This window comes from Dysgonomonas sp. 521, assembly GCF_010501055.1.
Classification (GTDB): Bacteria; Bacteroidota; Bacteroidia; order Bacteroidales; family Dysgonomonadaceae; genus Dysgonomonas.
On record NZ_QVMO01000091.1, the window covers coordinates 1 to 13,213 of the forward strand.

The 13,213-nt window shown below is 41.1% G+C and carries 10 protein-coding genes; 9 read left to right on the top strand and 1 reads right to left on the bottom strand.

Going from position 1 to position 13,213, the window contains the following annotated elements; genetic code table 11:
- Positions 1 to 680 precede the first annotated feature (680 nt).
- The 7 genes from D0T84_RS18740 (at position 681) to D0T84_RS18770 (ending at position 10,164) form a co-directional block, all read left to right on the top strand.
- Complete coding sequence (locus D0T84_RS18740) at positions 681 to 2,738, top strand: acetate--CoA ligase family protein (protein ID WP_163309385.1); 2,058 nt, start codon at positions 681 to 683, stop codon at positions 2,736 to 2,738.
- A gap of 506 nt (positions 2,739 to 3,244) precedes the next feature.
- Positions 3,245 to 4,555, top strand: a complete 1,311-nt coding sequence (uraA, locus tag D0T84_RS18745; protein ID WP_163309386.1) for a uracil permease — start codon at positions 3,245 to 3,247, stop codon at positions 4,553 to 4,555.
- Between the two features lie 387 nt (positions 4,556 to 4,942).
- A complete protein-coding gene (locus tag D0T84_RS18750; RefSeq protein WP_163309387.1) occupies positions 4,943 to 5,410 on the top strand; it encodes a DUF5362 family protein in 468 nt (155 codons plus the stop codon).
- Positions 5,411 to 5,594: 184 nt separating this feature from the next.
- Complete coding sequence (gene eno / locus D0T84_RS18755; protein WP_163309388.1) at positions 5,595 to 6,890, top strand: phosphopyruvate hydratase; 1,296 nt, start codon at positions 5,595 to 5,597, stop codon at positions 6,888 to 6,890.
- 143 nt (positions 6,891 to 7,033) lie between these two features.
- Positions 7,034 to 8,065 (top strand): N-acetylmuramoyl-L-alanine amidase, encoded by a 1,032-nt coding sequence (locus D0T84_RS18760; RefSeq protein WP_163309389.1) that lies wholly within the window; start codon positions 7,034 to 7,036, stop codon positions 8,063 to 8,065.
- A 271-nt stretch (positions 8,066 to 8,336) separates the two neighbouring features.
- Positions 8,337 to 9,632, top strand: coding sequence for an MATE family efflux transporter (locus tag D0T84_RS18765; RefSeq protein WP_163309390.1), 1,296 nt, complete (start codon positions 8,337 to 8,339; stop codon positions 9,630 to 9,632).
- Between the two features lie 34 nt (positions 9,633 to 9,666).
- On the top strand, positions 9,667 to 10,164 hold the full coding sequence (locus D0T84_RS18770; RefSeq protein WP_163309391.1) for a flavodoxin: 498 nt from the start codon (positions 9,667 to 9,669) through the stop codon (positions 10,162 to 10,164).
- Positions 10,165 to 10,226: 62 nt separating this feature from the next.
- Here the strand turns inward: D0T84_RS18770 and D0T84_RS18775 are convergent, their stop codons facing one another.
- Positions 10,227 to 10,925, bottom strand: coding sequence for a YjjG family noncanonical pyrimidine nucleotidase (locus tag D0T84_RS18775; RefSeq protein WP_163309392.1), 699 nt, complete (start codon positions 10,923 to 10,925; stop codon positions 10,227 to 10,229).
- A gap of 171 nt (positions 10,926 to 11,096) precedes the next feature.
- On the opposite strand from D0T84_RS18775, the gene proS reads away from it, so the two are divergent.
- Positions 11,097 to 12,578, top strand: coding sequence for a proline--tRNA ligase (gene proS / locus D0T84_RS18780; RefSeq protein WP_163309393.1), 1,482 nt, complete (start codon positions 11,097 to 11,099; stop codon positions 12,576 to 12,578).
- Positions 12,579 to 12,904: 326 nt separating this feature from the next.
- On the top strand, positions 12,905 to 13,159 hold the full coding sequence (locus D0T84_RS18785) for a hypothetical protein (protein ID WP_163309394.1): 255 nt from the start codon (positions 12,905 to 12,907) through the stop codon (positions 13,157 to 13,159).
- Positions 13,160 to 13,213 lie beyond the last annotated feature (54 nt).

Here is a 13,213-nt window from a genome sequence, read left to right on the forward strand (position 1 = left end):
ATCGCTAGCGTTCATCCTGAGCCAGGATCAAACTCTTCTTTGTATATTCTTTTTACTTTAAATCCTTTGACCCGACCCGATTAATTATACCTAATTTATTGACGGTAGTTCCATTTAATATATATAATATTATGTACTACACTCTTTATGTTGTCATTTTATCAAAGATCGCTTGCGCTAACCGCTATGTCTTACCGTAATGCTTCTTTCTGTCTTGGAACAAACCAAAAGGATAGTCACAATTAAACGGATATCGAACTATTGCCAAACCCTCTCGCTTAAGGGTCGCTTATGGCGGTAAAGCGGGTGCAAAAGTAAAAACTTATTTAATACAATCCAAATATTAAAGGAAAATAATTCTTGGAAAATTTAAACAGAATGATAAAATTATAAACTATTTGCCACATATGCAACATGTTGTGAAACATAAAAAAAGTTCACTCCCACTTCATTTTTTTTGAAACAAAAGAATCAAATTGCATGTTTTAAATATATGGTTAAGATAAAAAGCGCCTTTCCTATATACTAAATGTCAAAGAATTTCCACCATATGCATTAAATGAAATGTATGACAATTACATTTTGAAACATTAAATATGTTTTACATTATAAAAATAGATATCCCTGCTATAATATATATTCACTATTTTTGTACAAAATAACACTCAAACACCTGTTTTATGGATTACAAAAAGCTAATCAACCCGAAAAGCATCGTAATAGTCGGCGCATCTGATAACATTTTGAAACCTGGAGGTAGTGTTTTGCATAATATCTTAGGCGGAACATTTGATAAAGATCTATATGTTGTAAACTCAAGAGGTGGAACAATTCAGGGAGTAAAGGCATATACTAACATTGAAGATATTCCACAAACAGATCTGGCCATAATTTCCATCCCGGCCAGCCAATGTGTAGAAACCGTAGGTTTTCTGGCTAACAAGAAAGGAGTGAAAGCCTTCATTGTTTTTTCTGCCGGATTTAGCGAAGAATCTAAAGAAGGTGCTATTCAAGAAAAAGAACTTGTTGAAGTAGTGAACAAAGCAGGAGCCGTTATGATCGGCCCAAATTGCTCCGGTTTTTTCAACACAAAGCATCAGAGCATATTTACCCGCCCTGTGCCAAGCCTGGATACGAATGGCGTGGATATTATTTCGAGTTCGGGCGGGACCATCACATATATCATCGAATCCGCCATGCGGATAGGATTGAGGTTCAACTCAGCGTGGTCGATAGGAAATGCCGCACAGGTAGGGGTAGAAGACATTTTAGAATATCTGGATAATGAATATGACCCTAAAAGCAGCCCTAAGATAAAATTATTATATCTGGAAAAGATAGCCGATCCTGACAGGTTCTTAAATCACTCATCTTCATTAATAAATAAAGGATGTAAGATAGCCGCGATAAAATCGGGCAGTTCCTCTTCTGGTAGCCGGGCGGCATCATCACACACAGGTGCGATAGCCAGTTCGGATTCGGCTGTGGAGGCTCTATTCCGTAAAGCGGGTATCATACGTTGCTATTCACGGGAAGAGCTGGCGAATGTGGCCGCCGTGTTAACCTTGAAAGAATTGAAAGGCCGGAAGATGGCTATTATCACTCAGGCCGGAGGACCTGCCGTTATCCTGACCGACGCTTTATCGAAAGGAAATATCGATGTTCCCGAGATGAACAAAGATCTGGCCGCCGAACTAAAAAAACATCTTCTGCCGGGAGCGGCAGTATCCAATCCTATAGATATAATAGGAACAGGAACCGGGGAACACATGTCTACCTGCATCGACTTCTGCGAGAAGTACTTCAAGGAAATTGATGGTATAGCCGTTATCTATGGTAATCCGGGTGTAAGCAATGTGGCCGAAGCCTATGATATGCTGGACGAAAAGATAAAAACAAGCAAGCTACCCATTTACCCGATACTACCGTCTGTAATAGCTGCTTCTTCCGAAATGGAGAGCTTCGTAAAAAAAGGCCATGTCAACTTTACGGACGAATATGCACTGGCAAACGCATTATCGAAAGTAGTATCGTGGACGCCGCCATCGGTAGGGAAGATAGAGGATATACCTGTAGATATCCCCCGCATACGTACGATTATCGACAAGGCTCCGAATGGATATGTAGACAGCGAAATAGTGAAACAGCTTTTCGATGCGGCAGGCATCCCCCAGGTACAGGAACTGGTAACTGCACACAAAGAGGAAGCCATCGCCTTTGCCGAAAAAATAGGGTATCCGGTGGTGGCCAAATGTGTGGGGCCCGTGCATAAGTCGGACGTAGGCGGAGTGGTGCTAAATATACGTGCAGCGAATCACTTAGCCCTTGAATTTGACCGGCTGATGAAAATACCGGAGGCTACTTCTGTTATGATCCAACCCATGTTGTCGGGGCAGGAATTGTTTATCGGGGCCAAGTATGAGCCTACTTATGGGCATATCGTCTTATGCGGGCTAGGTGGTATCTTCGTTGAAATACTGAAAGATGTGGCATCGGGTTTAGCGCCATTGAGTTTTCATGAGGCTACATCGATGGTACATTCGCTGAAAGCCTATAAAATAATAAAGGGAACACGCGGACAAAAGGGGTTGAACGAGAAATTATTTATTGAAATAATAGTCCGGCTATCTGTCATGCTGCGATTCGCTCCGGAAATAAAAGAGATGGATATTAACCCGCTTCTGGCTAATGAAGAGAAGGTGACGGCAGTGGATGCAAGGATACGAATCGAAAAATAGAATTGTTGATTTTTATATATAGTGGAAAAGCAATGTTGGTATAAGAGCCTGTTTTAGCAACTGTTTAAATTTTATTCGTTCAAATTTTTAGAGATGTTTTAGAGATGCTTATTTACATACGCTTCGCTCCTGTGACCGTTGGTTCTTCCTCGAAACGATAATAGCGGGCTATTTACATACGCTTCGCTCCTGTGACCGCTGGTTGAGTTGAGAGAAAGGGAAAAACAGCCGAAAACAGACTAAAAATGAACGAAGAAAAAGGTATAATAAAATATTCGTATAAAATTTAAACAGACTCTAAGTACATCTTGCCTGCATTGCTTTTTTTTAAAATTCTTTCAACCAAGTACTTTCTTGTTTTTCGGAAATATATTACCTTTATCGTCAATAAAATCGAAGGATGTGGAAGCAAAAAACCTAAAATAATAACATTTATAAAAATTATAAAGCCGAACTTTTTGTTCTCGGCTTTTTTTATGTGCAACAGATAAATACAAACACCCAAAATGAAAGAAGAAAAGAAAATCGTATTAGGCATTCAGGAAAAGCCCAAAGCCGCCCAATGGCTGTTATTGAGTATACAGCACTTATTTGCCATGTTTGGGGCAACAGTACTTGTTCCGGCGCTTACAGGGATGAGCCCTGCTGTGGCTCTTATTTCGAGCGGTATCGGCACACTGGCATTCATCGCCATCACAAAGGGTAAAGTTCCATCTTATCTGGGTTCATCTTTTGCTTTTATCAATCCTATTATAGCCGTTAAAGCTTTAGAACTCGACCCTTCATCCGGCGTTGGGTTAGGCAGCTTTATGGTAGGCAGTTTCATGGTAGGGGTCACATATTCGATAGTCGCTTTGATAATCAACAGAGCCGGCACCAAATGGCTGATGAAACTACTACCACCTGTCGTAGTAGGCCCTGTAATTATGGTTATCGGCCTGGGACTTGCCGCTACAGCAGTGAATATGTCTACAAACAACCCCGCCGGCGAATACGACCTGACGTATGTACTGATAGGCTTGGTAACGCTGACAATCACTATACTGACAGCCATTTTTACACGCGGTTTCTTAAGTGTGATCCCGGTGCTGGTGGGCATTATCGGAGGATATGTATTTTCTGTCGTCATGGGTGTAGTCGACCTGCATCATGTGATAGAAGCCAACTGGATAGAAATGCCTCCTTTCATGGTTCCGTTTGTAGATTATACACCATCGTTTACGTGGCGGGTATTCCTGATGATGGTTCCTGTAGCCATTGTTCCCATAGCAGAACATATAGGTCATCAGCTTGTGCTGAGCAAAGTAGTGGGTAAAGACCTGATAAAAGACCCCGGACTGGACCGCTCCATGCTGGGTGATGGTGTCGCTACCATGCTGGCATCATTCATCGGAGGGCCTCCAAATACTACTTATGGCGAAAATATTGGCGTACTGGCTATTACTCGCGCCTTTAGTATTTATGTCTTTGTGGGGGCGGCGATCTTTGCTATACTATTCGGTTTTTGCGGTAAGATAGCGGCTCTGCTGGCTACAATACCGACTCCTGTAATGGGTGGCGTATCTATATTATTATTCGGTATCATAGCGTCCAGCGGCTTGCGTATGCTGGTAGAAAACAAGGTTGATTTCAGCCGCAAGCGCAATCTCATCATATCTTCGGTTATCCTTGTTATCGGTATCGGCGGCGCAGCTATCCATATCGGGAAGGTATTTTCTCTGGAAGGCATGGCGCTGGCTTCTATTATCGGGGTGGTGCTTAATCAGGTGTTGCCGGGCAAACAGGTCGTTGATTTTGACGAGATGTTTAAAGAATAACTTTTTCAGTAAACAGTTACTTAGCGAATCAAGGGTTAAATGTGCCGTTAGGCACATCATATTGGTAGAAACATGAATGAAATTCGTTTTTTTGTGCCGTCAGGTACAAAATGTGAATTGTTCTGTAGATATTGCGTACCTGACGGCACGCAATTAACCGGTTAAAGCTTCTTTCTACCAACACTCAGTCCCTAAAGGGACAAAAAACAGCACATTTAACCCTTGATTCGCATTACTTATAATGGAGTATATACAGCCGAAAAGACAATTACTGGAGGAATATACCAATTCTCCGGATAACGATACTTCAGCGAATGCAATAGCCTTAATTAATTCTATTAACAATCCGAAAAAATATAAATTCGGATAATAACAAAAGTATAACACATGCAACAAAACGAGCCAGATTTAACCCTCTCTCTGCCGGCGCAACAGTTTCTGAATAGCGCCGCCAACTGGGCCAGATTTATAGCAATTCTCGGATTTGGTATCATATTTATAGTAGCTATAGGTACATATATTCTTTCCCTTATCTGGTCGAATGTATCGAAGGTACCCGACGAATCAAGACCGGATACCATTCTGATAACCACAGCTTTCACCGTTATATCTATAATAATGACTGTCATTTACTTTTATGCCCTGTACAAGATGCTGAAATTTTCGGGCACAGTAAAAAGAGCAATCAGGTACAACGACCCGGATACACTGACCAAAGCATTCGAGTACCTGAACTCCCATTATAAAAGTATGGGTATAATGATGATAACCGGAATTTCGGCATATATACTGATGTCGGTAGGTATGGGGATTTTTATGATTTATGCGATGGGTACTCTGGTCAAAAGCTTTTGATAAAACAAAGTTCTGCCACTAAGACTTGTTTTATAATTCATAAAACCATGTGAAATTCAAGATATAGAGTTTATATTTCCATTATTTTATTTACAGAATACAAGAAAAAAGACTAATTTTGTAGGTTCAATTTAACAAACAAAACAACGAAATATATTATTCATTTTTAAATTAATAAAAAACAATGAGAATCGAGAAAATTTTCGCACGTGAGATCCTGGATTCAAGAGGTAATCCTACAATCGAAGTTGACGTAACATTGGAATGTGGTGTGCTTGGCCGCGCTGCTGTACCATCCGGTGCATCAACAGGAGAAAATGAAGCACTTGAACTTCGCGATGGCGACAAAAAACGTTATGGTGGTAAAGGTGTAACTAAAGCCGTTGACAATGTAAACAAACTTATCGCTCCGGCTCTTTTGGGTGAATCTTCTCTTGACCAAAGAGGTATCGACCACAAAATGCTTGCGCTTGACGGAACAAAAACGAAGTCTAAACTTGGCGCTAACGCCATTTTAGGTGTTTCCCTTGCCGTAGCTAAAGCCGCAGCCAATTACCTTGAACTTCCATTGTATCGCTATATCGGTGGTACTAACACTTATACTCTGCCTGTACCTATGATGAATATCATCAACGGAGGTTCTCACTCTGATGCTCCTATCGCATTTCAGGAATTTATGATCCGTCCGGTTGGCGCTAAATCTTTCAAAGAAGGTTTGAGAATGGGTGCTGAAGTATTCCATGCATTGAAGAAAGTTCTTCACGACCGTGGACTGAGCACTGCAGTAGGTGACGAAGGAGGTTTTGCTCCTGCCCTTAACGGAACAGAAGATGCTCTTGATTCGATCCTTAAAGCAATCAGTGACGCAGGTTACAAACCGGGAGAAGAAGTTACTATCGCCCTCGACTGTGCTGCTTCCGAATTCTTCAACAAAGAAGCAAAAGTATATGACTATAGCAAATTTGAAGGAAAAGACGGAGCTAAACGTAATGCGGATGACCAAGTTAAATTCCTGAAAGAACTGACCGAAAAATATCCTATCGACTCCATCGAAGATGGTATGGACGAAGGAGACTGGGATGGCTGGAAAAAACTGACTGACGCTATTGGCGACAAAGTTCAGCTGGTAGGCGACGACTTGTTTGTTACCAACGTTGACTTCCTGAAAAAAGGTATCGAAAGCGGATGTGGTAACTCTATCCTTATCAAGGTAAACCAGATAGGTACGCTTTCTGAAACATTGGACGCTATAGAAATGGCTCACCGCGCAGGTTACACAAGTGTAACTTCTCACCGTTCGGGTGAAACTGAAGACGCTACAATTGCCGATATCGCAGTAGCTACAAATTCAGGCCAGATCAAGACCGGATCGCTTAGCCGTACAGACCGTATGGCCAAATACAACCAGCTTCTTCGCATCGAAGAAGAACTGGGCGACAAAGCAGTCTACGGATGGAGCCGGGTTCAACGTAAAAATTAAGAACCTGTCTTCTTGTCTTAATATATAATAAAACCGGTATTCATTAGAGTACCGGTTTTTATTTTTTATGAATTCTGTTTATATTTGCTGTCGGTAATATTGTTGTAACTGTCTATCTATCTTATGGTAGTTGATTTTAATATATGAAGATAAAATGTATTGTCATACTTTTTTTTCTTGTCTTTTCCTGTACAATATACGCGCAGAGCAGAAGAGCTACGCCCAGAAATGGCGAAGGAATACATGCCTTTCTGAAGAGGAATAAATGTACGGGTACAGATGCATATAATAAATTCTTAGAGTTGAATAAAGGGAAGTTTGGAAAACGGAACACTCTGTTGAAGGGCGTTTCTTACAGGCTTCCGGATAAAAGTAAATCATCGGCTCAAATATCAAAACCTGTAACAACCGGAACTGTTGCCCAATCTGGCAAGAAGCGGAATTTTAAGCTTTTTGGTACTAAATATGCCAACTATACGGTTAAGTCGAATAAACTGAAAGGTGCCTGCTTCTTTCTTTCCAGCGGGCATGGAGGCCCTGACCCCGGAGCAATAGGCAAGGTGGATGGGCATAAGCTCCACGAAGATGAATATGCATACGATATAACTCTAAGGCTTGCACGCTGCCTGATGGAAGAAGGAGCTACAGTCTACATGATTATTCAGGATGCTAAAGACGGCATCAGGGATGACCGCTATCTATCGAACAGTAAACGCGAGACCTGCATGGGTGCGGCTATCCCATTAAATCAGCTTGCGCGCCTGAAACAGCGGACAGATAAGATAAACAGCCTGAACAGGCAATCGAAGGAAAAGTATAAACGGGCTGTCTTTATTCATCTTGACAGCAGAAGGCAGAAGCAGCAACTGGATGTATTCTTCTATTATGCCAAAAACAGTGCGCAAGGAAAGAGACTAGCCAATACAATGCAGGCGACCTTTAACGATCGCTATAACAAATATCAGCCAACCAGAGGATTTACGGGAACAATAAGTACACGCAACCTGTATGTGCTCGACAATTCCACACCAGTGGGTATCTACGCCGAACTGGGTAACATACAGAACTCCTTCGATCAGCGCCGTTTCCTTGATCCAGGCAACAGGCAGGCTTTGGCAAACTGGATGTGCCTGGGTTTTATTAAGGATTATGAGAATTCGAAAAAGGGAAAATAGAAAAACTATAACTGGTGACTTCCTAGTGTTGGTATATGCATGCATTCCGGTTCTTTAAACAAGCTCTAAAAATAGGATTAGTATTGATAAAATCGCATAGATCCGTTATCATACAATTAAATAATTATCTTTTATAAAGAGCTCCTTGAAATAACTGGCAAATAAAAAAGTAACAAAGGAAACCATTAAAAAGTGTCACCTTTGTCACTTTTTCATCTGGTTTGTTACATAAGCAACTACTGATGGATAGGATATAAAACAAAGTATAACAATGAATAAAAGCATCTTACGGCTCGCCATACCCAATATCATATCCAATATTACTGTTCCGCTATTGGGGCTGGTGGATATGTATATTGTCGGGCATCTCGATTCGGAAGATTATATTGGCGCTATAGCCTTGGCTACAATGTTGTTTAATTTCATCTATTGGAGTTTCTCATTCCTGCGCATGGGTACAAGTGGTTTTACGGCACAGGCTTTTGGCGCTAAAGATTACAGAGAGCAAACCAATATCCTGTTAAGGTCGCTTACTGTGGCAATGGGAGCAGGGCTTCTGATAGTCCTGTTGCAATATTTTATAGCGTTGTCGGGCTTTTACCTGCTGAACGCTGAACCTGCCATAAAAGTATTTGCTTACGAATATTTCTACATATACATCTGGGCCGCGCCTGCCGTACTGGGCATGTACACATTCAACGGATGGTTTATAGGTATGCAGAACGCTAAGATACCGATGCTGATAGCAATAGCTGTAAATATAGTAAACATCGCCCTGAGCTTTACCTTTGTCTACGGGTTCGGCATGAAGATAAAAGGAGTAGCGCTTGCTTCGGCATGCGCCCAATACACAGGCTTCTTATCGTTTGCCCTGATATGGAATATTAAGTATGGCCGGCTGAAAAAATATATAAACATTTCCATCTTGAAGGATATGCGGTCTTACATTCCCTTCTTTAAAGTGAATAGTGATATATTTATCCGCACAATGGCGCTGATAGCCGTCACTACATTTTTCATGTCGGCATCTTCAAGGTCGGGAAAAGATATTCTGGCGGTAAATGCCCTGCTGATGCAGATGTTTATCCTGTTCTCTTATATGATGGATGGATTTGCTTATGCTGCCGAGGCCTTGACCGGCAAATATATCGGGGAGAATAACAGGACTATATTAAAACAACTGGTCAAACGGTTGTTTCTGTGGGGGATAGTGGTAGCAGGGATTTTCACGTTGGTTTATGCTACATCGTTGAATCAGATTTTAGGGTTAATCACTGATAAACAAAATATATTAGAGTTAAGCAAAGACTATCAGTTCTGGGTTTTGCTCATTCCGGTCGCGGGATTTTCCGCCTTTCTTTGGGACGGGGTCTTTGTTGGGGCAACGGCATCGCACCTGATGAGAAACTCCATGCTTATAGCAGTAGGTAGTTTTTTCCTGATATATTTTATGTTTTCCGGTACATCTGCGAACAATATTCTGTGGCTGGCGTTTATTGTGTATCTGGCATTGAGAGGTATAGTTCAGAGTTTTATGGCTCCCTCTATTTTGAATGATTCCAGATAATTGATAATCAGTGTAATAAATTTCTTGACTAGTTATGAGCAAAATTGCGATAGTTTACGGTTCATCTACCGGAGCCACAGAAGCGGTAGCAGAAAAAATACAGGCAGCTCTTGGCGATGCCACCCTTTTCAATGCGGATGGCGTAAACGTTGAAGACCTGAAAGCATACGATTTCTTAATCTTTGGAGCTTCTACAACAGGTGTCGGAGACTTACAGGACGATTGGGAGATCCTTTTACCGAAGATTGAAAAACTGGACTTTTCAGGCAAGAAGGTAGCAGTCTTCGGATTGGGGGACAGCGCTTCTTTCTCTACCAGTTTTGCCGGAGGCATGTATGTAATGTACAAGGCTCTTAAAGGTAAGGTGGAAATAGTAGGTTCTGTTTCTACAGACGGATATACTTTTGACGAATCGGATGCTGTAGTAAACGGCCGTTTCGTTGGACTGGCTTTGGATGAAGATAATGAATACAATGAGACTGACAAGCGGATTGCCGCATGGGTAGATGATTTGAAGCAGTATCTGGATTAATATAGTTATTATTTAGTGTGTATATAGAAAACCGGAAGGGGAGCCCTGCCGGTTTTTGTTTTCTACAGGATAGTCTTTATATCCGCCAGCTTATCCACCACGTAAGTAGGCTGAAAGTCTTTTACCGGCTTATGTCCGGGGTTAAACCATATCTGGTCTATCCCGCTATTGTACGCGCCCCCTATATCCGTGAGGAGATTGTCTCCTATCATTATTACATCCCTTTTATCTACTCCAATCTCTTTCAGCGTATGGGTAAATAAGTCGGGATGAGGCTTGTTTACTCCTACTTCATCGGACAGTATTACCTTATCAAAATAGCCGGACAACCCTGCGCTTTCCATCTTTATGTATTGCATCTCGGTAAAGCCATTGGATAGGATATGGAGCTTGTATCTCTCTTGCAGGTAGTTCAACAGGTCGATAGCACCTTCTATCAGAGTGCCTTTTCGCATTATCCGTTCTGTATAATCATCATTGATAGCCAAAGCCTGTTCCTCTGTTATTTCCTCCACCAGGCTTAACGGGGCAATAAAGCGTTCGCGTTGCAGGGTAGCTTTAGAGATTTTACCCAGACCATATAGCTCCCATAGCTGGCTCACGCTCGCATAATAGATTGTATAGAAGTCTTCGAAAGACGGAAAATAACGAGCAAAGTTATAATCCTCAAACAACTCGACTAAGGTTAGCCGCGTATTCTCGGCTGTATCTATAAGTGTATCGTCAAGGTCGAGAAGTATATCTGTATATTTTATTTTCATAATTATCTTATATTAGGCAAAGATAGTGAAAGCTGAGTGCAACAAAGCTTCCTTAAGCTTGCAAGGTGTATCCTATATTCCGCAAAGATACAAAATAGAGCTTAAATGATATTTAATTAATGGCTTTTGCTAACTTTGTAGCAACTTTTTGGAAAACAGAATTCAATTAATATGGCAAAAGAACTTAAAGAACTGACATCAAGAAGTCAGGATTACAGTCAGTGGTACCTCGATTTGGTATTGAAAGCAGAATTAGCGGAGAACTCTGCTGTTCGTGGGTGTATGGTGATAAAACCATACGGTTACGCTATTTGGGAAAAAATACAACGTCAATTGGACGATATGTTCAAAGAAACAGGTCACGTAAATGCTTATTTCCCGCTTTTCATCCCCAAGTCTTTCCTGAGTAAGGAAGCTGACCACGTAGAAGGTTTTGCAAAAGAATGCGCTGTTGTCACCCACTACCGCCTAAAGAATGATCCGGAAGGAAAAGGTGTAATAGTAGACCCGGAAGCCAAACTGGAAGAAGAACTAATTGTACGTCCTACTTCCGAAACCATAATATGGAATACATACCGTAACTGGATACAATCATACAGAGACCTGCCTATCCTTGTCAACCAATGGGCAAACGTCGTTCGCTGGGAAATGCGTACGCGCCTGTTCCTGCGTACTGCGGAATTCTTGTGGCAGGAAGGGCATACCGCACATGCGACAAGAGAGGAAGCCGAGGAGGAAACAGTAAAGATGCTGAACGTATATGCACAGTTTGCCGAAGAGCACATGGCCATGCCTGTCATTAAAGGTGTAAAATCCGCATCCGAGCGCTTTGCCGGAGCTGTGGAAACTTATACAATAGAGGCAATGATGCAGGATGGTAAAGCACTTCAATCAGGCACTTCCCACTTCTTAGGACAGAACTTTGCCAAGGCTTTTGATGTGAAGTTTGCCGACAAAGAAGGTAAGATGGACTACGTATGGGCTACATCATGGGGGTTGTCTACCCGTATGATAGGCGCTTTGATTATGGCACATTCCGATGACAACGGTTTGGTGCTCCCTCCTAAGTTGGCTCCATATCAGGTTGTGATTGTCCCTATCTATAAAGGAGAAGAACAGCTAGCCCTCATTAATGAGAAAGTAGAAGGTATCGTCAAATCGCTGAAGGCCCTTGGCATCAGTGTAAAATATGACAATGCCGACAATAAGAAACCGGGCTGGAAGTTTGCCGAATACGAACTGAAAGGTGTGCCTGTGCGTCTGGCTATGGGAGCCCGCGATATGGAAAATAATACTGTAGAAGTTGCCCGCCGCGATACATTGACCAAAGAAACAGTTTCTTGTGACGGACTGGATATCTATATCAAGAAATTGCTGGATGATATTCAGGTAAACATCTATAAGAAAGCCTATGATCTCAGGGCGGAGAAAACTGTAACGGTAGATACTTACGAGGAATTTAAAGAAAAGATCGAAAGCGGCGTATTTATTCTCGCCCACTGGGACGGAACTCCTGAAACTGAAGAGAAAGTGAAGGCCGAAACAAAAGCAACTATCCGCTGTATTCCTCTCGAAGGAGACAAAACTCCGGGAGTATGTATGGTAACAGGGAAACCTTCTGCTCAACGAGTAGTATTTGCTCGGGCATACTAAGGTATATAATGTAAATGGCAAAAGAGGTATTTGGAGTATTCAAATATCTCTTTTGTTTTAAATACCTTAACCATCACTTATTTTAGTTTCAAACTTTAGGACTTACCTCATCTGTTTTTTTATTAACATTATTTAAAGGCATCTGTAATATTCTGATTATCTGAAAGAAATAATCATGCATTAGTATTATGTATAACATAGTACTAAAAATATTTCAATATCTCTGTAACTATTTGAATATCGTTTGCGTCATATATGTAGAAAGCGCTTCGAAGAGGAAATTAAAAAATGAATAAAGAGGGTAATAACATTAAATAAATACAATCATGAAAGCAATATTTTTAACTTCAGTTTTATCAGTATTATTTTCACTTAATATATTTGCCGCAAATCCAAATCATAAAGTTTACAGCAATATAGAAAATAACGAATACGGATGTGTAAAGGAATACACTATTGTAGATGGAGAAACGTCAAAAGCCCTGAGAAAGATTGCATCCTTCTATGATGTAAACGGAAATATTCAGGAAAAGACATACTCAATAGTTCGTTATAAAAACAGCTTTTTTAAGCGGCAATAGTCCCATATTGTTTTAGTTCATTAATTATCCGCTTATTTTTTTTAGAGTTTGGGT